The organism is Parvularcula maris, assembly GCF_024505085.1.
Lineage (GTDB): Bacteria > Pseudomonadota > Alphaproteobacteria > Caulobacterales > Parvularculaceae > Parvularcula > Parvularcula maris.
Window position 1 is genome coordinate 170,654 of sequence record NZ_JANIBC010000004.1, and the last position, 21,506, is coordinate 192,159.

Here is a 21,506-nt window from a genome sequence, read left to right on the forward strand (position 1 = left end):
GCGCCACCCATAGCTTTCTCCCCAGCCCCTCAACCGCCCCTCAAACCTGACTTGCTAACCCACACCCTCGGCACCTTTTGGAACGAGGGAGCGGCACCATGGTTCAGCGGCGCGAAGCACAAAGCCTTGTGGACCGCTACCAGCGCCTCGGCTGCCTCGAAGCGGTCAGGCGGAAGAATGCGGTCAGCCCCGACGAGGTGAGCCGCTGGTGCGGCCTGCCCATGCGCCATGTGCTGCGCCACTTAGCGGCACTGGAGCGCGATGGAGAAGTCCTGCGTGACGGCGCGTTGTTCAGACCCGCTGTGACGGCTGCAACACCCGCACGGACCGTTGCCGTGATCGCCTAGCTGATCACCCAGTCCTCAGGGTGCCAATCGACCTTGGGCGCCTTCGGGTTCATCTCTTCGAGGGTCTGGCGGACGATGCGCGCCACGGCTGCGTTGCGGCGGCTCTTGCTGTCGGACGGCACCACATACCAGGGCGCATGTTCGGTCGAGCAGCGCTGAACCATCAGCTCGTAGGCACGCTGATAATCGTCCCACAGAGCGCGGCTGTCAAGATCGGCCTTGGAGAACTTCCACCGCTTGTGCGGCTTGTCGAGCCTTGCTTGGAGGCGCTCCTTCTGCTCCTCTTTGGAGATGTGCAGGAAGAATTTCAGTACCTTCGTCCCGGTACGGCAGAGATAGCGCTCGAAGGCGTTGATGTCCTCGTAGCGCGCCTCGACCTCCTCCTCGGACTGCAGGCCCAGCACCTTTACGGCCAGGACGTCGCCATAGTGTGAGCGGTCGAAGATGCCGATATGCCCCTTGCGCGGCACGGCCTTGTGAATGCGCCAGAGATAGTCATGGGCCAGCTCCTCCGTGTTCGGTGCCTTGAAGGCGGTGACCTCCATCCCCATCGGCGAGGTGTGCGCGAAGACGGACTTCACCGTCCCGCCCTTGCCGGCCGTGTCCATGCCCTGCAGCACGACAAGAAGGGAGCGCTGGCCCTCCGCGTAAAGACGGTCCTGAAGCTCGTCGATGGCCCATGCATCGGCCTCGCAGGAGGCTTTCGCCGCTTCCTTATCGGCGAAGAGGTCGTCCAGGCGGGTGGGGGCGGCGGCGATGTCGAAGGACGCGGCCTCAGGGCGGAGCGCATCGTGGACGGCGGCGTAGGAGGGCTGATCGGTCACGGGACGAAGGGTAGGATGTGGAGAGGCCCTGTCCAGTTATTAGGACAGTAGGTAGACGGCCCTTCCTCCTTTCTCAAGAACGAACCGCCGCCAAGGCAAGAGGATTTCGAACACGGTCCACACAGGAGACTGACGTCAGCAGAACTTCTTACAAGCCTCCCTCAAAACCAGCTGAGCAGGCGCCCATCGACCCTCCCGATACCCCTCACCACAACTATCAATTGGACCGAACGGCCTCCCGCCTCCACATTGCCTCCAGACAAGGAGGCCATCATGACCGATCGCCAGAACACTGCCGCCGCCCTCACCGACCTTCTCGGTGAGACCTACGCCCTCTATCTCCGGGCCCACGGCTATCACTGGAACGTGGAGGGGCCGAACTTCGCCAGCCTCCATGCCCTGTTCGAGGAGGACTACCGCGCCCTGTTCGAGAGCCTGGACGAGATCGCCGAGCGCATCCGAGCCCTCGGCGCCTACGCTCCCATGGGCGGCGAGCTGAGACGGATCGCGGCCCGCTATGCGGAAGACAACGAGGTGCCGAGCGCCAATGCCATGGTGCAGAACCTGCTGTCCGGCCACGAAAGCTGGCTTGAGGGTGCCCGCGCGGCGCTGGACGTGGCGGAGGAGGCGGGCGACCCGGCCACTGAAGGGCTGCTCGGCGAGCTGATAACGGCGCATGAGAAAACGGCGTGGATGCTGCGCTCCAGCCTGGAGCGCTAGCTACTCCGCGGGAGACGCCACCGGCTTCTGCCCTTCATAGTCCCGGTGGGGGCTGGTGCGGTCGAGCGCCTGCCCCACCTTTCCGGGCATGTGCTTCGCGGCATAGGTCGCGTGCTTGTCCACCGTGTCGTTGTAGGTGCGGTTGAAGCGTACCCAAGCGGCCATGCGCGGGCTGTGCATGATCATCAGGCCGAGCCCGAAGAAGGCCAATACGAAGCCAAGCGGCACGGGCGAGATGGTGAGGATCACCCCCATTACGGTTAGAAACCCGCCGACACCCAGCATGAATACGCGCTTCACGGCCCACCACCTTTCCGATGGAGAGGAACAAGTTGCGGCAGTGGAGAGTTCCCCAAAAGAGGAGGCGGCGCATGTACCGTCTCCCTCTCCCATTTACGGGAGAGGGACCGAGGGTGAGGGGGCTTCGCAAGCGGTTTGCGCAGCAAACGAAAGGGCCGGGGGACTATTTCGAACCGGAGAAAGCTGTCGCAGCAGCAGATGCAGCAAGACGGCTTCGCCGAAGCCCTCACCCAAAGCCTGCTGACGCAGCCTTTGACCTCTCCCGTGAACGGGAGAGGTAGCTATCCCGGCTGTTGCGGCGCACCACGGGGCGTTCTATGGCGCGAGCCCTATGGCTGATTTTCTCCTCGAGCTCTTCTGCGAAGAAATCCCTGCGCGGCTTCAGGCCAAGGCGGCGGGTGACCTCGAACGCCTACTTGTGGGCAAGCTCGAAGAGGCCGGGCTGAAGGGCGGCAGCGCCGAGAGCTTCTACGGCCCCCGCCGCCTGACGCTGTCGATCACAGGTTTGCCCGAAGCCTCGCCGGACAGCCGCGAAGAGCGCAAAGGGCCCAAGGTCGGCGCGCCGGAGAAGGCCGTGCAGGGCTTCCTGCGCGGCGCGGGGCTGACCGATATTTCCCAGGCTGAGGTGCTGGAGACTAAGAAGGGCGAGGTCTATGTCGCCATCATCGAGACCAAGGGCCGCCCCGCCGGCGAAGTGATCGCCGAGGCGCTCGCCGACGTCGTCCAGAACTTCCCCTGGCCCAAATCCCAGCGCTGGGGGTCCGGCGACCTTCGCTGGGTGCGCCCTTTGCGCCGCGTGCTCCTGACCCTGGACGGCGAGGTGGTGCCCTTTGCCATCGAGAACGAGGGGCAGGGGGTGAAGGCTTCGGACGAGACCGAGACCCACCGCGTGCTCGGCAGCGGCGTGGTGAGTGCTCGCGACCTGGCTTCCTATGAGAAGGCCCTGACGGTAGGCCACGTGATCCTCCGCGCTGAAGAGCGCCGTAGGCGGATCGAAGAGGGCGCGGCCAAACTCTGCGCTGACGAAGGTCTGGAGCTGGTCGAGGATGAGGGCCTCCTGCGCGAGGTCACCGGCCTCTCCGAATGGCCGACCGCTTACATGGGCCGCTTCGACGAGGCGTTCCTGCAGCTTCCCGACGAGGTCATCACCGCCGCCATGCGCGGGCACCAGAAATATTTCTCCGTGCGCGATCCGAAAACGGGCCGCTTGGCGCCGAGCTTCGTCTGCGTCGCCGATATCGAGGGCGACGAGCGCATGATGCGCGGCTACGAACGTGTGCTGACGGCCAGGCTGTCCGACGCGCTGTTCCTCTACCGCAACGACCTGTCCAAGCGGCTGGAGAGCCACGCCGAGAAACTCTCCGGCGTCACCTTCTTCGAGGGCCTCGGCACGATCGCCGACAAGGTGGAGCGGGTGGCCGCCCTCGCGCGCGAGCTGGCCCCCGCCTGCGGCGCCGATCCTGACGAGGCTGAGCGTGCGGCAAGGCTCGCCAAGGCCGACCTTGCCTCGGAGATGGTCTACGAGTTCCCCGAACTCCAAGGCCTCATGGGCCGCTACTACGCGCTGGAGCAGGGCGAGAGCGAGGCCGTGGCTGACGCCATCCGCGACCACTACAAGCCCCAGGGGCAGTCGGACGATCTGCCCACGAACAAGATCGGCGTGGCGGTGAGCCTGGCGGACAAGCTGGACACGCTGGCCGCGTTCTGGAGCATTGACCAGAAGCCTACGGGGTCAAGGGATCCGTTTGCGCTTAGGCGTGCGGCTTTGGCGGTGATACGGATGATACTAGCTTTTGAGATTAGACGGAGTACTAACGATATGCTGCTACGAGCTAGCTCAAAAGCAAAGCTCATACAGTTCGAGCACCTCAAGCGCACTGTCCGTCGAAGGAACGAGAAAGCTCAATACGCCGCGGAAAGAGAGAGGTTAGGTAGTAGTGCAACGCGCGATGAGGTCTTAGCGTCCTTTCTTCGAACGCAGGCCAATCTGGCAGTCAGCGCACTTGAAATGACAGAAGACGAGGCAGAACAGCAGTTCACAGACGAACAACTGCGCCTACGGGAAGAGGCAGTATCAGAAGCTGTTGAGCAAGCTATCCCGATTGCCACCGACCTCCTCACCTTCTTCCACGACCGCCTGACCGTCTATTTCCGGGACCAGGGCTTCCGCCACGACCGCGTCGCTGCCGCCCTCGAGGAAGGCGCGGACGATTTCGTGCTGGTGGAGAAGAAGCTGCGGGCGCTGTCGGACTTTCTCGACACGCCCGAAGGCGCGGACCTCTCCGCTGCCTATAAGCGCGCCGCGAACATCCTCAAGGCCGAGGAGAAGAAGACCGGCCTGCCGGACGCTGACCCCGACCCCTCCCTCTTCGAGCAGGAGGAGGAGCGGGCGCTGCACGCCGCCCTCGAAACTGCTGAAACGAAAGCGCAAAGCGCCATCGCTGAGGAAGACTTTGCCTCGGCCATGGCCGCGCTATCTGCCGTTCGGGGGCCGCTCGATGCGTTTTTCGAAGCCGTCACCGTCAACGCAGAGGACGAAGGGTTGCGCGCTAACCGCCTGGCACAACTCTTGCGTTTGAAGACAACCGTACAAAAGGTGGCCGATTTCGATCGGCTCGAAGGATAGGACTGAGGATCATGGACGGCGAAGCACGCGGCAAGTGGGTCTACGCATTCGGCGGCGGGGCGTCCGAGGGACGCTCGGGCATGAAGAACCTCCTCGGCGGCAAGGGCGCGAACCTCGCCGAGATGGCCAATCTCGGCCTGCCCGTACCCCCCGGCTTCACCATCACCACCGAGGTCTGCACCGCCTTTTACGACAATGACCGGCAGTACCCGGACGGCCTGAAAGAGGCCGTCGCCGAGGCTCTTTCCAAGGTCGAAGGCGTCACCGGCAAAAAGTTTGGCGATACGACCAACCCGCTCCTCGTCTCGGTCCGCTCCGGCGCCCGCGCCTCCATGCCCGGCATGATGGACACCGTGCTGAACCTCGGCCTCAACGACGAGACGGTCAGCGGCCTCGCCAAGCTCTCCGGCGATGAGCGCTTCGCCTATGACAGCTACCGCCGCTTCATCCAGATGTATGGCGACGTGGTCCTCGGCGTACCGCACCACACCTTCGAGGAGATCCTCGATACGTATAAGGACGACCGCGACTACGTGCTCGACACGGCCCTGTCTGCACAGGACTGGAAAGAGGTCATCGCTCAGTATAAGGCGGCCGTTCAAGAAGAGCTCGGCAGACCCTTCCCTCAGGACCCTCAAGAACAGCTCTGGGGCGCCATCGACGCGGTCTTCGGCTCCTGGATGAACGAGCGGTCCAAGACCTACCGTCGTTTGAACAATATCCCTGCCGAATGGGGCACAGCTGTCAATGTCCAGGCCATGGTGTTCGGCAATATGGGCGAGACATCGGCCACAGGCGTCGCCTTCACCCGCAACCCTTCCACCGGCGAGCGCAAGGTCTACGGCGAGTTCCTGATCAACGCTCAAGGCGAAGACGTGGTGGCGGGCATCCGTACGCCGCAGAACCTGACCAAGGAAGCCCGTGAAGAGCAGGGTTCGGACGAAGCCTCCCTGGAAGAGGCGATGCCGGAGACGTATCAGGAGCTCTCAGACGTCTTCAGCAAGCTCGAAGACCATTACCGCGACATGCAGGACATCGAGTTCACCATTGAAGAGGGCAAGCTCTACATGCTGCAGACCCGCAATGGTAAGCGTACGGCGAAAGCCGCGCTGAAGATCGCGGTGGACCTTTGTGCGGAAGGCAAGATCTCCGAGGACGAAGCCGTGCTGCGCGTCGACCCCGCCGCCCTCGATCAGCTTCTCCACCCCTCCCTCGACCCCGACGCGCCGCGCGACGTCATCGCCAAGGGCCTGCCCGCCAGCCCCGGCGCCGCCTCAGGCGAGGTGGTCTTCACCGCAGACGAAGCCGAAGAACTCGCGAACCAGGGCCGTCAGGTGATGCTCGTCCGTGTGGAGACTTCTCCTGAGGACATCCACGGCATGCACGCCGCCGCCGGCATCGTCACGGCTCGCGGCGGCATGACCTCCCACGCCGCCGTGGTCGCTCGCGGCATGGGCCGGGCGTGTGTCTGCGGGGCCGGGGACCTTCGCATCGAGAAGGACGGCAGCAAGTTCTCCGTTCACGGACGCGAGGTGCGCAAGGGCGACCAGATCACCATCGACGGCTCCACCGGCGAGATCTTCTTCGGCGCCGTGCCTACCATCGAGCCTGAGCTCTCTGGCGACTTCGCCAAGGTGATGGAGTGGGCGGACAAGCACCGCCGCATGCGCGTGCGCGCCAACGCCGAAACGCCCCTCGACGCCAAGACCGCACGCGGCTTCGGCGCCGAAGGCATCGGCCTTTGCCGCACCGAGCACATGTTCTTCGACGCCGACCGCATCAATGTCGTGCGCGAGATGATCCTCGCCGAGAGCGAGCAGGGCCGCCGGGTGGCGCTCGACAAGCTCCTCCCCTTCCAGCGCTCGGACTTCGAGCAGCTCTTCGAGGAGATGAAGGGCCTGCCGATCACCATCCGCCTCCTCGACCCGCCGCTGCACGAGTTCCTCCCTCACGGCGAGGCGGAGATCGCGGATGTGGCGAAAGCCCTAGGCCGCGAGGTCAAGGACGTGAAGGAGCGGCTTTCGTCGCTGCACGAACAGAACCCCATGCTCGGCCACCGGGGCTGCCGCCTAGCCGTTAGCTACCCCGAGATCGCCGAGATGCAGGCGCGCGCCATCTTCGAGGCCGGTCTCGCCTCCGCCGAGGGTGCCGCCGATCCTGTCCAGCCCGAGATCATGGTGCCCCTCGTCAGCACCAAGAAGGAGCTGGACCTCGTCAAGGCCGTCATCGACCAGACCGCCGCCAAGGTCTTCGCCGAGAAGGGCAGCAAGCTGAACTACACCGTCGGCACCATGATCGAGCTGCCGCGCGCGGCGCTGACCGCCGACAAGATCGCCCACACGGCGGAGTTCTTCTCCTTCGGTACGAACGACCTCACTCAGACGACGTTCGGTCTCAGCCGCGATGATGCAGGCTCGTTCCTGCCAGCCTATCTGCGCCAGAACATCCTGGATCAGGACCCTTTCGTCAGCCTCGATCAGGAGGGTGTCGGCCAGCTCGTCGCCATCGGCGCGGAGAAGGGCCGTTCGGTCCGCTCGCTGATCAAGCTCGGCATCTGCGGCGAGCATGGCGGCGACCCCGCCTCGATCAGCTTCTGCGAGGGTGTCGGCCTCGACTATGTAAGCTGCTCGCCCTACCGGGTGCCGATCGCGAGGCTCGCGGCGGCTCAGGCTTCGCTGGTGCTCAGGCAGCAGAACGAGGCTTCGTCCTAGTTCTGCTGCTGGAGAAACAGGCCCTGTTGCTTGTAACTTGAACCATCATCCCGGACTCGATCCAGGATCCATAGCTTGAAGCTGAGCAAGAAGGGCTGCCGTTTTTCGGTGTTGCACACGCCCGGTCCATGGGTCCCGGATAAGCCTTCGGCTTTCCGGGATGACGGCTTCGGAAGGCGTTCACACGCTTACAGCCTCGCACGACCTCCCACTCTTACCTGTTCGTTTCCTCATGTGACCCCTGGTTGCGAACACCCTACGGGACCCCACCTCTCTCAAACGTGAGGGCATCAGGGAGAAACCATTTGGGCAGACAGGGTCGGGGCAGCCTCAAAGGGCGCAAGCGGGGCATGGGTCTGGCGGCAGGAGCCGTAGCAGCGGCGGCGGCATCCACGAGCTTCTTCTCCATGGGCAGCGCGACCGTGAGCCATTCGGTTCCCGAGTGGCAGACCTTTCTGTTCCACGACGCCGCGCTCGAGCTTTCCGCCTTTGACGAGAGCCCGCTGACCAGCGCCATCGACCTTCTGACAGAGGCCGGTTTCGACGGCGGTTCGATCGCTAGCGAGCTGGTCGCTCGCGGCGTGCCGGGTGTCAGTTTCGTCATGGACGAGATGCCTGCCGAACCCAGCGAAAAGCAGGCGGCGGAGCGTTTCTGCCTCGCCCAGGCCATCTACTACGAAGCGCGCAATCAGCCTGTCACGGGCCGCTTGGCCGTGGCCGATGTGGTGCTGAACCGCGCCGACGACCACCGCTTTCCCTCCACCATCTGCGGCGTGGTCTTCCAGGGCGTGGGCAAGGACTATGCGTGTCAGTTCAGCTTCGCCTGCGACGGCAGTATGGACAAACCGCGTGAAGCGAAGGCCTGGGAGCAGGCCGAGAAGCTGGCCGACCTCGTCTATCGCGGCTTCCGCCCGGCGGTGACGGGTTTCGCCACCTTCTACCATGCCGACTATGTCGATCCGTCCTGGTCGCGCCGCTACGACGAGACCCAGGTGATCGGCGACCATATCTTCTACCGCCTGCCCGACAGCATCGAGCTGGCCGCCGCCGATCTGGGTATGGCCGCTGCGAGCTAGGGCCGAAGCCTAGCCTGCGAGGTCCATGCCGATATCGAGGGCGGGCGCCGAGTGGGTGAGGGCGCCGACCGAGATCACATCCACACCCGTTTGCGCGATGGCGCGGACCGTATCGAGGTTGACCCCGCCCGAAGCTTCCAAGATCGCCTGCCCGGAGTTCAGCTCCACCGCCTTCCGCAGCTCGTCCGTACTCATATTGTCGAGAAGGATGATGTCGGGCTTTGCGGGAAGGGCCTCTTCTAGCTGCGCCAGCGTGTCCACCTCCAGCTCGATTTTGACCGTATGCCCCGCATAGGCGCGGGCCTTGGCCACGGCATCAGCGATGGAGGCGCTGGCGGCGACGTGGTTGTCCTTGATCATCACCGCATCGGACAGGCTCATCCGGTGGGTCATGCCCCCGCCCATCCGTACCGCGTGCTTCTGCACGAGGCGCAGGCCCGGCAGGGTCTTGCGTGTGGCGGCGATCCTCGCCGCGGTGCCTTGGGTTTCCGCGACATAGGCAGCCGTAAGTGTGGCAATGCCGCTGAGATGGGTGAGGAAATTGAGCGCCGTCCGCTCCGCCGTCAGAAGCGAGACGACAGGCCCTTCGGCTCGCATGATGGTTTCGCCGTGCTCGCCGTGCTCGCCGTCCTCGATCAGCAGGCTGAGTTCGATCCGAGGATCGACCAGCGCGAAGGCGATCCGTGCCAGCGCCGTACCTGCGACCACGCCGCCTGTTCTCAGTCGCAGTGCCGCGCTTCCCTCAGCGGCTCGGTCGATGGTGGAGAGGCTGGAGAGATCGCCGCCCTGGGCCAGATCCTCATTGAGCGCGGCTCGCACGAGGGGTTCGAGTAGGCTGCTCGGCAGATCGGTCATCAGACCACTTCCTTCATGCTGATACGGGCCTCGCCCGTTTGGGGGTCGATGGTGGTAAGGGTGTGCTGCGCTGTGGGAGCGAGTTCAGGGTGATCGGCGCGCTGATGGGCACCGCGGCTTTCTTCCCTCGCAAGGGCTGCCGTAAGGATGAGCTCCGCAGTCCGTCTGGCGAGAGTGCCCCCCACGGTCTCCGCGCTCTGCTGACGGATGATGCCGACCGCTTCTTTCAAACCGCCTGCGCTGCGCAGGAGCCCGGCCTTCTCCGCCATCAAACGTCGCAGGGGCTGGAGGCTTTGGGGCGGGTGGTGCCGCCGGGGCAGGGGAGGCGGCGCTGGGGTCGCTCTCTCTTCCCTTCCTCCCAAATGACAGGCAGCCCTGGTGCCGAACACGATGGCCTCCAGAAGGGAGTTCGAAGCCAGCCGGTTGGCGCCGTGCACCCCGGTCGAGGCGCACTCGCCGACGGCATAGAGGCCGGGCACCGTGCTTCGTCCTTCAAGATCGGTCAGTACACCGCCCATATGGTAGTGGGCGGCGGGCGCCACGGGGATCAGCTCACGGCTCGCGTCGATGCCGGCTTCGGCGAGGGCGGCGTTCACGGTGGGAAAGCGTTCGGCGAAGCTCTCGCCCAAGGCTTCGCGCGCATCGAGGAAAGCTCCGCCGGTCGCGGCAAGCGCCTTCGCCACGCCCCTCGCCACCTCGTCGCGGGGGGCGAGCTCACCATCGGCGTGAAGCTCGGGCATGAAGCGGTGGCCGTTCGCATCGAGAAGAATGCCTCCGGCTCCCCTGATCGCCTCGGTTGCGAGGGGCGCCGGGTCACGTCCGAGATCGAGGCCCGTGGGGTGGAACTGCACGAACTCCAGGTCGCGTAGGGCCGCCCCGGCTTCCGCGGCGAGCGCGATGCCGTGCCCCAGGCTGACCAGCGGGTTGGTGGTGACAGAGAAGAGGCCGCCGACGCCCCCTGAAGCCAGGACGATGTCGCCGGCCTCGAGAAGGAGAGGCCTCTGCCCCTCGATGTCCCAGCACAGACAGCCTGCCGCGCCGCCGTGATCGTCCGTCAGCAGCTTCTCGGCGACGACCCGCTCATGGATGGTGATGCTAGGAGTGGCGGCGGCTCGCGAGACCAGCGCGCGCATGATGGCGGCGCCTGCTTCGTCGCCGCCCACATGGACGATGCGGTCCGTACCGTGCGCGGCCTCCCGCCCGAGGACGAGCTCGCCGCCTTCGTTGCGATCGAAGGCGACACCGGCCGTCTCCAGCGCGGCGACCGCGCCGGGCCCCTCCTCCGTCAGAACCCGGACGGCTTCTGGTGAAGAGAGACCGACACCGGCTGCGAGCGTGTCCTCGGCATGGGCGTCGGCGCTGTCGCCATCTCCGACCGCGGCGGCCAGCCCCCCCTGCGCCCAGAGGGAGCTGCCCTCGCCTAGCCTTCCTGCGGTGATCAGGGTGACCGGGCGGGGCGCCATCTGAAGCGCCGTCCACAGCCCGGCGATGCCCGCACCGATGATGAGGCAGCCGCCCTGTGCCCGTGCCGCCTCCACCGGTCCGTCTACTCCCTAGCGGTGCTCGACAGCGACGACATCGCCGCCGTGACCGACGGTAAACGCCGCGGGCGAGGCGGGGGGAGGCAGGTCGATCATCCGCTGCACCGCGACCCGCGCGCGCTCGGCCACGGCCTCATCCACATGAACCTCATGGGTCATGGTCTCGAGGGACATCTGAATGCCCTCCAGGGTGATTCGCTTCATATGAGGGCAGAGGTTGCAGGGGCGGACGAACTCGACGCCGGGGTTCTCCAGCGCGACGTTGTCGCTCATCGAGCACTCGGTGACGAGCACCACTTGGCGCGGCTGCTTCTTCTGGACGTAGCCGGACATGGCGGCGGTCGAGCCTGCGTAGTCCGCCTCCGCCAGCACCTCGGGCGGGCATTCGGGGTGGGCGAGGACAACCACCCCCGGATTACCTGCGCGGATCTCGCGGATGTCCTCAGCGGAGAAACGCTCATGCACCTCGCAGGAGCCAGCCCAGGTGATGACCTTCTTGTCGGTCATGCGGGCGACGTTTTTCGCCAGGTACTGATCGGGAATGAGAATGACCTGGTTCGTCCCGAACTCGGCGCAGATGTGCTCCACGACCTGCACGGCGTTCGATGAGGTGCAGCAGATGTCCGTTTCCGCTTTCACCTCAGCGGTAGTGTTCACATAGGTCACCACCGGCACGCCGGGGTAGCGCTCCTTGAGAAGACGCACATCACTACCGGTGATAGAGCTGGCCAGTGAACATCCCGCCTCAAGGGAAGGTATTAACACTTTTTTTGCAGGCGCGAGGACTTTGGAAGTCTCGGCCATGAAATGAACGCCACCTTGGACGATGACGTTCTGTTTAACCTTAGCCGCCTCACGGGCGAGTTGGAGGCTGTCCCCGCGAATGTCTCCGACCACCGCAAAGATCTCAGGGGTCATGTAATTGTGAGCAAGTATCACCGCATCGCGCTCCTCCTTGAGCTGCAGGATACGCGCGACAACGGGCGCCATCACTTTCCATTCAAACTCTGGAACCTTAGCCGAAACAAGGGGATAGAGATGATCGGTGGCAGCGCTCACCGCGACCGGGGAGAGGTGGCTCTGCTCGTGGTCAAAGGCAGCCATCAAGCTTCCTCCAGTTTTGCTCACTGAGAGTATATGACCCTCTGATGAAGGCCGCGCAAGAGCTAACTGCACTGCGTTTGGGGGCGGGGTTGTCTCGAATTGAGACGCATGGTTTTACGCACCGGTAACGCCCAGCGGACTTGTTGGCAGGTATCGGTTCCGCATATCGAGGCGCAGCTCAAGAAAAGTTGAAGAGCGCAAGGCAGGGAAGATTTATGCAACCCCAAAGTGCAGTCTCTAACGCTACGCAAGCTAGCGACGCGACCTTCTTTGAAGGTTTCGAAGTATTCCAGGATCATCCGTTTTTGTGCGCGTGCAGCGGCTGCGAGCATGATCATTCAGAGGTGGAGAGCTACGATCCTGCTTGGCAGGGCGCTGAGCAGACCGGTAGTTCCGTAGGCGGACTAGGCGGTTTCTTCTCCGACGTCGGCGTGGCGATCCTCTCTTCCACCCCGAACTTCGGCTACTCGATCGACGTGGTCGATGCGGCGGGCTCCCTCAGCAACAGCGTGCTGTCCCAGTTCCAAGCCGTCGTCGACGCCGCCATGAAGACCTGGGCCTACTATCTCGGTGGCCACAAGAACGCCAATATCGAGGTTCAGGTGAATGTCGGCGGCACCTCCGCTGTCGCCTCCGCCGGCCCCGGCGCCATGTATTTCGGCGACTATGTTGACGCCAACGGCTCGGGCAAGATCGACAATGGAGACTACCGCCTCGTCACCACCGGCACCCTGATGGAGCTGCAGACCGGCAACGATCCAAACTCCGGTGCGGACATCGTCGTCTACGTCAATGAGAGCCTGCTGACGAACAACAAGTTCTTCTTCGATCCCACCCTCTCGAAAGCCGTGCCGAACGGCGCGATCGACTTCTACTCGGTCATCCTTCACGAGCTCGGCCATGGTCTCGGCTTCATCGGCCTCAACGGCGAGGCGGGACAGTCCAGCACCCGTAACTTCACCGTAGACGGAAAGACGGTGAGCGTGGGCTACGGCACGGCGCTCGACTACTACACCCGCGTCGGTAAGGACGGCGTTCCCCGTTTCGAAGGGCCGAACGCCTCGGACGCCTATGGCGACGGTATCGCGGTCGAGTACAAGACCGGCAGCTCCGGCTCGGACCTCTCGCACTTCCTCGGCAACTCGCTGAACGGGGTGAAGAGCGACCTGCGGCACACGCTGATGAACCCCTTCACCGTGTCCGGCGACCGGGTCGAGATCGGCCAGCTCGAGCTCGAGTTCCTGCGCGACATCGGCTACACCATCGCCAATGATGCTCGCCGGTTCACCAACAGCATCGACGGCGCCAACATTCCGACGGTGAAGGTTCGCTCCGATGTGGACGTCACGTCGGCCAACGACTTCAAGTTCCGTGTGGTGCTGAACGAAGCCTACGGCTCCAGCTCAGCCTCCGTGTCCGTCGGCTACGAGGTCGTGGGCGCGAACGGCAAATCGGTGACCGGCCGCGTGATCTTCGCTCCGGGCGACCTGATCGAGACGCTTACGGTGGACGGTGAGGCCCTGTTCGGTGCCGGTCTCAAAAACTTCGGCGGCACGCTGACGATCAAGCTGTTCAACCCCTCCAACGCCGACCTCGGCAACGGTAACCTGCAGCAGACCTTTAAGTTCTCCCCAGACGGCGGCCCGGCACCTGCTCCCGAGCCGGAGCCCACGCCCGAGCCGACGCCGGAACCGGAACCAACCCCGGAACCTGAGCCTGCGCCGGAACCCGAGCCGACCCCCGAGCCCAAGCCTAGCGGCGAAGGTCTGCCTTCCCCAACAAGTTTCGTTGCCCACGAGGAAATTCGCGGCACATCGTCTGGTGATCGTCTCGTCGGTGGCGAAGGTGACGAGAAGATCTTTGGTCTTGGCGGCAACGATTACCTCTTCGGAAGCTACGGTTCAGATCTGCTGATCGGCGGGGAGGGTAACGACTATCTCAGTGGTCAGGGAGGTGGCGATTATTACCTCGGCGATAGTCACCATGACCTGAACACTGACGACCGTAATACTTTCGTTCTCTATCCAAGCGAACAAGAGACGATTGTACGGTTCGAGCTCTCCAATGCGATAAGCCGCAACACCGATGCACTGGCGTTCAACACCGGTCGGCTGGAAGGCTCGTCGCTTTCGAAATCCGTGCAAGACGCCCTTTCCGGCGCTCTCCGCGAACTCTCCGACTTCACCAAACTAGCCGATGCGCTGACCAATGACGGGAAATCGCAGAGCTATGTCGAAGCCTCGGGTACGACGGTGAAGTTCGTGATCAACGAGACCTTCTCCTTCGTGATCCTTAACCTTCACAGCGACGACCAGGACGTGGCTAAAGCGTTCTCCGCCTACGCCGATCTCAACGTTGCCAATATCAGCACCGGTCTGATCAGCGTCGAGGGTTCGACGAGGCCTGATGTACTTCTTGGTACGGTTGGCGACGACTTTATCAGTGGCGGAAGGGGCGCTGATCTGATCGTCGGCGGTGCAGGTAACGACGTGATGCGTGGCGGTCACCAGGAGGATATCTTCTCCGCTGGCAACGGTCTCGATACGATCGAGGACTTCGAGTTGTTCACGGACAACTTGGTCCTGGAAACGCAGATCGCCGTACGAGCCAAGAACGGTGCAGCCCAGCTTCTGGATTTCGTCAAAGACGGTATCTCAAGCATTCGAGACCTGCTGGACTTCACGGACCTTGTGTCCAACGACGGCAATAGCGACACTTTCGTCAGCATTGACGGGAACGACCTCCTTCTGGTCCTCGACCGCTCTGGAAGCACGGTCACCGATGGTGTTCGCTTGGAAGGCATCGTTGGCGACCGCGTAGATCGGGCGGACCTTCTGGCTGCTGGAGCGACAGACGCTTCCGGCAACCTGGCTGCGACCTGGGACGTCTTCGATGACGCCATGGTAGCTTAGCGGGCGCTTAGCGTTCAAAAGAACAAGGCGGCAGGGCGAGAGCACCCTGCCGCCTTTTTGTTGCCTCGTGTCGGTACACCGAAGGTTTCCTCTCGCGCTTAGGTCGTGACAGACAGGAGGAACTGTACATTCACCCTATCCTCGGGTTTTCGCGCTATCTACGGACTGAGCGGACCTGGGTTGCTGGCGTAGAAACGCGATATGCTCAGTCAGGGTTCGAGCGAGGCATTGCAGATGATCAGGTTCGGTAAACTGCTTCTAGTCGGTATGGCTGTTGTCTGTGTCGTCCTAACGAATATCGGTGCCTTCAGCGGAAACAAGCAGTTGTCTCTGATAGCAGGATGCATCGGTTCGTTGTCGATCGTCACGTTTGCCGGTCTGGCTGTGCGGCGAAGACCAAATGCATGATCGCTTCTTCTGTCTTAGGTCGGCCAGCTAAGGTTCCGACCTAGAACGGATCACGACCGCAGCCGCGGCAGGGTCAGGCCTGCCGCGGCTTTTTTCTGTCCGGCCGCAGGGCGGTAGACGGCGGCTGGGCGGCCGCCCGTGCCCTTTACGGTCTTGGACGTCTTCACCACCAGCTTCTGCGCCTCAAGAGCTCTGCGGAAGTTCTGCTTGTGCACTTCGAACCCCAGAATGCCCTCTACCGCCGTCTGCAGCTTACCCAAGGTGAACTGGGTGGGCAGGAGCTCGAAGACCACCGGGCGGTAGCGCAGTTTGCCCCTGAGCCGCCCGATGGCGGTCGCTAGAATGCGCCGGTGGTCGGAGATCATCGCCTCGCCGAAGAGCTCGGGGCCGTCGGCGCCGTCGCGGTCGCGGTGCGCCTCGGTGACGAGCTGCGCCTCATACATCAGCTCGTAGCGCTCAAGCGCCCGCGCCTCGTCCCAGGAGGAGCGGGGGAAGGTCGCCAGCAGCCTTTTGCGCCTCGCCTCGTCCGCCCCGGCCCAGGCCTTGAGCCGCGCGAGGAGGGCATCCTCCTTTTCGCCCCGTCGGTCCTCCCAGGGGAAGAACTCGTACCAGGGCCGCCAGGCTGCGCTCTCCAGGTTGGGTTCAGCGGCGCTGGGGGAGAGCCCCAGATAGCCCACCGAGACGATCCGGTCCGCCTCGTCGCCCAGCACCAGCGAAGCCCGCGGCGCCTCACGGCCTCGGTCGCCAAAGGTGTAGAGCTGCTCGGCATAGCCCAGCGGCACCGCCGTCTGGCGTTCGACGAAATCCCTTAGCGCCAGCTCGAAGGTGCGGTGCTCCGCCGGGTCGAACCGTCCGAACGGCAGCCCCCAGCCGCCGGGACGGCGTACGCACAACACATGCGGCTCCCCCCCGATCAGGGTGACCAGCGCCACATTGAGCCCGATGACCAGCCTTCGTTCCACACACTGCGTGTGGGCAATTCCGGTGCGTCATTCAAGCGCGGCGCTTGTGATCCTGCCCCCTGGAACGTCATCTCGGAGCGGCGAAGCCGAGCCCGAGATCCAGAATCGAAGCGTCTGACCCGGTAAGTGCTTGCCCAGAAACGTCTACCCTGGCCGATTATGGATTCCGGGCTCGACCTACGGCCGCCCCGGAATGACGAGCCCGAACGACTACTCCCGCAGCTCCTCGAACCTAGCCAAGTATAACGCCTGGCTCTCCTCCGTGGAAAGAATGTCGATCTCCAGCGGCTCCACGCTTCTTGGCACGGGAAAGAGCTTCTTCGCCTCGGTCTTGCCGAAGCCCGCGATCTGGGTGGCCTCGAAATAGGCGCAGGCGCGGTCGGCTTTCTTGATGAGCTTCTCGACGTGCTCCGGCAGCTCCGCAGGCAGGCCGAAGCGCAAGTGGATGGCCCGCTGCAGGCCCGCTTCCACCTGCCGATAGGTCGCGCCCAGCGCCCGCTTGAAGGGCGAGATCATGTCGCCGATGACGTATTCGGGCGCGTCGTGGAGAAGGGAGGCAAGACGCCACTCGCGCTTCCAGTCGGGTTTGATCTGCCCGCAAAGGTTCTCGACAATGACCGAGTGCTGCGCCACGTTGAAGGGGCGTGTGCCGATGGTTTGACCGTTCCACCTCGCCACCCTGGCGAGGCCGTGGGCGATGTCCTCGACCTCGATGTCGAGGGGGGAGGGGTCGAGGATGTCGAGACGGCGCCCGGACAGCATGCGCTGCCAAGCACGTGGAGGCGTTTGGGACATAAGCGGGTTGATAGCGGCGAAGCTTGAAGGGGTCACCCACGGGTTTTCCGCCCCGCAAGGCTCGCCCCGCATGCCGAAGCCGCTAGCCCGGACGTTTGCGCGGGTTCTTGCCGCTTCCGTCAGCAGCGCGGTGCTTCTTGAAGGGCTTGCCTCCGTCTTTCTTCTTGTAAGACGCGGAAGTTTTGGCAAAGGCGGCACCCGGCTTCGCCTTGCGCCGCCGCTTGAAGGACTTTTCCTTCTGCTCAGCACGCGGTTCAGAGGACGCGGCTTCCGAGGCGCCGCGTTCTTCGCGAGGCTTCCACGGCTTCTTGGAACGCTCCTGCTTGCCTCGGGGGGAGAAGTTTTCTCGGCGGTCCTGCCCGCCCTGTGGGGGCGGTCCGTCCGCGAGGGCTACCGTGATGCCGTCCTCAAGGACCGGGTCCTCCTTGATGCGGCCTAGGAAAGCGGAGGCTTTGTGAGGATCCAAGCCGACGAAGGTCTCGTGCTCCAGAACGCGGATCGCGCCGATCGCCCCCTTGGTGAGGCCCCCGGCCTTGCAGAGCATGGGAAGAAGCCAGCGGGGCTCGGCCTTCTTCTTGCGCCCCACGGAGAGGGTGACCCAGACAGCATCCGCATCCTCCCGGCGGATGGGACGCTCACGGACCTTATCGAGCGGTTCGACCACGGACAGCTCCTCCGGCGCGGAGCGGCCCTGAAGGTGCAGCTCGATGAGGGCTGCGGCGAGCTGCTCGGCGGGGTGGCTGGCGGCGAGCGTCCTGGCGAGCTCGGTCACCTCCTTCGGCTCGTTGAGGGCGGGGCTTTCGAGCAGCCTCTCCTCGTCCTTGGCGCGGACCTCGTCGGCGCTCGGCGGGTTGCCCCAGTCGGCCTCGACCTTGGCGTCGGAGAGAAGCCGCTCGACGAACCTTCTCGCCTTGGGCGGTACGATGAGGACGCTCGTACCCTTCCGCCCGGCTCGCCCCGTCCGGCCCGAGCGGTGCAGCAGCCCCTCGCGGTTCTTCGGTAGGTCGGCGTGGATGACGAGCTCGAGCCCTGGCAGGTCGATGCCGCGCGCGGCCACGTCGGTGGCCACGCAGACCCTGGCCCGCCCGTCGCGCATTGCCTGGAGGGCGTGGCTGCGCTCGGTCTGGGTCAGCTCGCCGGACATGGAGACCACCGAGAGCCCCCGGTTGGCGAGGCGGCTGGTCAGCCGCGCCACCGCCGCCCTGGTCGAGCAGAAGACGATGGCGTTCTCCGCCTCGTAGTAGCGCAGCGTGTTGATGATCGCCCGCTCGGTGTCGAACTGGGCGGTGAGAAGCGCGCGGTAGGCGATGTCGCCGTGCTGCTCGGCGGGGCTGGCGAGGGAGACCCGCACGGCGTCCTGCTGGAACCTGCCTGCGAGCTTGGCGATACCGCCGCCCACCGTGGCGGAGAACATCAGCGTCCTTCGGCCCTCGGGGCAGGCGTCCAGGATCGCCTCCAGCTCCTCGCGGAAGCCGAGCTTCAGCATCTCGTCCGCCTCGTCCAGCACCGCGACCTTGAGGGCCGCAAGGTCAAGGGAGCCGCGCGAGATGTGGTCGACCAGGCGACCCGGCGTGCCGACGACGATATGGGCGCCGCGGGAGAGGGCCTGGCGCTCGGCCCGCATGTCCATGCCGCCGACGCAGGTGGCCACCCTCGCGCCTGCCGGGCCGTAGAGCCAGGTCAGCTCCTTGGCGACCTGCATCGCAAGCTCCCTGGTGGGCGCCACGATGAGGGCCGAGGGCAGGGAGGCTTCGGGAAGCCTGTCCTCCTCGCCCAGAAGGTCTGGCCCGATGGCCACGCCGAAGCCCACGGTCTTGCCGGAGCCGGTCTTAGCCGAAACGAGGAGATCCTGGCCCAGAAGGTCGGGCGACAGCATGGCCGCCTGCACCTCGGTCAGGGTCTCGTAGCCCTTCTGCGCAAGAGCGCGGGCAAGGGCGGGATGCAGCCCTTCGGCGGCGGCGGTGCTGGTCATGGCGTGGTTTCCGGCGGCGCGCGGGGCCGAGCATACCGGCCGCTGCGCCGCGATGATCGTCGGCGAAAGCGCGCGCCTAGCAGATCATGCTCGCCATAGCGAGGGGGTTCCGAGAGGCGGGGGTGTTTGTTCGTTCATGGAGGGGGCAGCCGCTTGGTGCTTGCCTCCCCTCCCACAGATTGCTTAGCGACCGTGGGAAACCGCCCAAAGAGAGCACCAAGCCGTACGGTGGATGTAGGATGCGGCCACCTTCGCAAGAACGAGACGTGGTCAGGTGGCCGGCTGCCGCCGTCCACCTTGTGGTCTACGACTTAATATCTACACCGAATTCCTCTATCAAGGGTCGATTAGGTGCAGTCCAGAAACCGGTTTGCGGAATAGGCCTGTACTCAGAAGCGTCCCCACGGTGCAAAAGAGCGACGATTTTCAACTCTGCTGGGCCTTTCTTTACTAGGTCAACCAAAAGAGGACGTTGTGGCGTTATTACGCCGCCGTGTTGCGTGAATGTGAAACCATTGGTTCTAAAATTACTAACAACAAGATCAGGATTGAATCCAATAGAGTACATCGGATTACCTTGGATCCTTAGTTCCAATTCATCCTCGTTATTCAGAGTTAGAAGCACAAAGTCTAAGTGGGGCTCAAGAAGGTGAGATGCACGAATTTTGACTTTCATCTCTTCTCTTGGGTTGCCTGATAGATGAAAAGACAGGTTCTCAAATTGCTCTTCACTGGGCTTGAAAGTGGAACTTCCTGAGATAACGCTTTCGATGTCGTGGATTGCCCGTTCAACCCCCTTCGTATGTAGATCGATATAGACGCTTTGCATAAGCAATGGCGGCATTTCACAACCGTCCATCCGCACAGGTATAATTCGGCAATTCCCTGATGTGGCTTGCATTAACGCCGCGTGCCATTCCAGTTGGACCATTTTGCTAGCCATGCTGCTACGGCTCACAAAAAGGAAAAAGAAGTCAGGGGCGTTCATCCCCTCGTTCATTTTCGCAATGATGCCATCGCCTGGTTGCATCGACCAACTGTCATAGAAGACCGCATCCTGGCCATACATATGACGTAGACGAACCGCTATCGGTTCGACCAAAGGCTTGTCATTATGGTTATGGCTTAGGAAAACCTTAACCATCAGCAAGCCCGCACCACAATAGACCCAGCCGAGTACCCCGCGCCAAACCCAGAGATCACTCCCAAGCTCCCGCTCTCCATATCATCCTTGTACTTATGGAAAGCGATGATCGAACCCGCCGAGCTCGTATTGGCGTACTCGTCGAGGATGACGGGGGCCTCGTGCGCCTCGGGGTCGCGGCCCAGGAGCTTCTTGGCGATCAGGAGGTTCATGTTGAGGTTGGCCTGGTGCAGCCAGAAGCGGCTGACCTCCGCCGTGTCGATGCCGTTGTCGCGCAGATGCTCCTCGATCATGGCGGAGACGAGGGGGACGACCTCTTTGAAGACCGAGCGCCCGTTCTGCTTGAAGAGCTTGTCCGTCTTCGGATCGCTGAGGTCGATGACCGCGTCCTCGCCGGGGTTGAGGAAGCCGAAATTGTTGCGGATATTGTTGGAGAACTGGGTCTTGAGCCGCGTGTCGAGGATGTCGAAGGCGCCCTTCGGGGCCTCGCCCTCGGGCCGTCCGATGATCGCGGCGGTGGCGACGTCGCCGAAGATGAAGTGGCCGTCCCGGTCCTTGAAGTTGATATGGGCGGTGCAGATCTCCGGGTTGACCATCAGCACACGGCGCGCGCCCGTGGCGAGCAGCCCCACGGCGGTCTGGATGCCGAAGCTGGCGCTCGCGCAGGCCACGTTCATGTCGAAGGCGTAGCCGTCGATGCCTAGAGCATCCTGCACCTCCACCGCCATGGCGGGGTACTGGCGCTGCATGTTGGAGGCGGCGCAGATCACCGCATCGATGTCCTGGGGGCCTAGATTCGCCCGCTCCATCGCGTCCCTGGCCGCCTTCACCGCCATCTCGGCCATGATGGAGAGCTCGTCGTTGGAGCGCTCCTCGAAGTTCGGGCGCATGCGATCGGGGTCGAGGATGCCCTCTTTCTCCAAGACGTAGCGCGCCTTGATGCCCGAGGCCTTCTCGATGAAGGGGGCGTTGGAGGGCTCCAGCTTCTGGTCCGGGTTCGCCTCGTTCCAGCGCGCCACATAGGCGTTGTAGGCCTCCACCAGCTCCTCATTGGAGATGGACTGCTCGGGCGTGAAAAGACCGGTGGAGAGGATGCAGGCGATGGCGGGCTTCATAGGACCTCGCGAGGGTTGTTTGGGGCCTTGTGCGCCTTATCGGGGAGGGGGGCAACCGGGGTCATCTCCCCTCTCCCGCTTGCGGGAGAGGGGC

At 63.8% G+C, this 21,506-nt stretch carries 16 protein-coding genes; 6 read left to right on the plus strand and 10 right to left on the minus strand.

The window, feature by feature from the left end; translation table 11 throughout:
• Positions 1-98: 98 nt before the first annotated feature.
• Positions 99-347 (plus strand): DprA-like winged helix domain-containing protein, encoded by a 249-nt coding sequence (locus NOG11_RS07785; protein WP_256619161.1) that lies wholly within the window; start codon positions 99-101, stop codon positions 345-347.
• On the opposite strand, the gene NOG11_RS07790 is transcribed toward NOG11_RS07785, so the two are convergent.
• Positions 344-1,171, minus strand: a complete 828-nt coding sequence (locus NOG11_RS07790; protein WP_256619162.1) for a PPK2 family polyphosphate kinase — start codon at positions 1,169-1,171, stop codon at positions 344-346. The genes NOG11_RS07785 and NOG11_RS07790 overlap by 4 nt on opposite strands.
• A 273-nt stretch (positions 1,172-1,444) precedes the next feature.
• Here NOG11_RS07790 and NOG11_RS07795 point away from each other — a divergent pair, with 273 nt between their 5' ends.
• Positions 1,445-1,891: a Dps family protein gene (locus NOG11_RS07795; protein WP_256619163.1), complete on the plus strand. Its 447-nt coding sequence runs from the start codon at positions 1,445-1,447 to the stop codon at positions 1,889-1,891.
• Here NOG11_RS07795 and NOG11_RS07800 read toward each other — a convergent pair whose 3' ends face one another.
• A complete protein-coding gene (locus tag NOG11_RS07800) occupies positions 1,892-2,191 on the minus strand; it encodes a hypothetical protein (RefSeq protein ID WP_256619164.1) in 300 nt (99 codons plus the stop codon).
• Positions 2,192-2,522: 331 nt separating this feature from the next.
• Here NOG11_RS07800 and glyS point away from each other — a divergent pair, with 331 nt between their 5' ends.
• From glyS to NOG11_RS07815, 3 genes are all read left to right on the plus strand, one after another.
• On the plus strand, positions 2,523-4,817 hold the full coding sequence (gene glyS, locus NOG11_RS07805; protein ID WP_256619165.1) for a glycine--tRNA ligase subunit beta: 2,295 nt from the start codon (positions 2,523-2,525) through the stop codon (positions 4,815-4,817).
• Between the two features lie 11 nt (positions 4,818-4,828).
• Positions 4,829-7,528 carry a pyruvate, phosphate dikinase gene (gene ppdK / locus NOG11_RS07810; RefSeq protein WP_256619166.1) on the plus strand — a complete coding sequence of 900 codons (2,700 nt, stop codon included), beginning with the start codon at positions 4,829-4,831 and terminating at the stop codon, positions 7,526-7,528.
• 305 nt (positions 7,529-7,833) lie between these two features.
• On the plus strand, positions 7,834-8,604 hold the full coding sequence (locus tag NOG11_RS07815; protein ID WP_256619167.1) for a cell wall hydrolase: 771 nt from the start codon (positions 7,834-7,836) through the stop codon (positions 8,602-8,604).
• Positions 8,605-8,613: 9 nt separating this feature from the next.
• On the opposite strand, the gene nadC is transcribed toward NOG11_RS07815, so the two are convergent.
• From nadC to nadA, 3 genes are read right to left on the minus strand one after another with little or no spacing between them, the layout of a single operon-like run.
• On the minus strand, positions 8,614-9,459 hold the full coding sequence (nadC, locus tag NOG11_RS07820; protein WP_256619168.1) for a carboxylating nicotinate-nucleotide diphosphorylase: 846 nt from the start codon (positions 9,457-9,459) through the stop codon (positions 8,614-8,616).
• Positions 9,459-10,997 (minus strand): L-aspartate oxidase, encoded by a 1,539-nt coding sequence (locus NOG11_RS07825; RefSeq protein WP_256619169.1) that lies wholly within the window; start codon positions 10,995-10,997, stop codon positions 9,459-9,461. Before NOG11_RS07825 ends, nadC begins: the two co-directional genes overlap by 1 nt.
• Positions 10,998-11,012: 15 nt before the next feature.
• Positions 11,013-12,104, minus strand: coding sequence for a quinolinate synthase NadA (gene nadA, locus NOG11_RS07830; protein WP_256619170.1), 1,092 nt, complete (start codon positions 12,102-12,104; stop codon positions 11,013-11,015).
• 344 nt (positions 12,105-12,448) lie between these two features.
• Here nadA and NOG11_RS07835 point away from each other — a divergent pair, with 344 nt between their 5' ends.
• Complete coding sequence (locus tag NOG11_RS07835) at positions 12,449-15,016, plus strand: hypothetical protein (protein WP_370468249.1); 2,568 nt, start codon at positions 12,449-12,451, stop codon at positions 15,014-15,016.
• Between the two features lie 458 nt (positions 15,017-15,474).
• Here NOG11_RS07835 and NOG11_RS15155 read toward each other — a convergent pair whose 3' ends face one another.
• The 5 genes from NOG11_RS15155 to NOG11_RS07860 form a co-directional block, all read right to left on the minus strand.
• Positions 15,475-16,386, minus strand: a complete 912-nt coding sequence (locus NOG11_RS15155; protein WP_256619171.1) for an NUDIX hydrolase — start codon at positions 16,384-16,386, stop codon at positions 15,475-15,477.
• A gap of 210 nt (positions 16,387-16,596) precedes the next feature.
• Positions 16,597-17,181: a YfbR-like 5'-deoxynucleotidase gene (locus NOG11_RS07845; RefSeq protein ID WP_256619172.1), complete on the minus strand. Its 585-nt coding sequence runs from the start codon at positions 17,179-17,181 to the stop codon at positions 16,597-16,599.
• An 82-nt stretch (positions 17,182-17,263) separates the two neighbouring features.
• Entirely contained in the window at positions 17,264-19,153 is a 1,890-nt protein-coding gene (locus NOG11_RS07850) for a DEAD/DEAH box helicase (protein WP_256619173.1), read from the minus strand.
• Between the two features lie 304 nt (positions 19,154-19,457).
• Entirely contained in the window at positions 19,458-20,297 is an 840-nt protein-coding gene (locus tag NOG11_RS07855; protein WP_256619174.1) for a toll/interleukin-1 receptor domain-containing protein, read from the minus strand.
• Entirely contained in the window at positions 20,297-21,412 is a 1,116-nt protein-coding gene (locus NOG11_RS07860; RefSeq protein WP_256619175.1) for a beta-ketoacyl-ACP synthase III, read from the minus strand. The genes NOG11_RS07855 and NOG11_RS07860 overlap by 1 nt, the downstream gene beginning before the upstream one ends.
• Between the last annotated feature and the right edge of the window lie 94 nt (positions 21,413-21,506).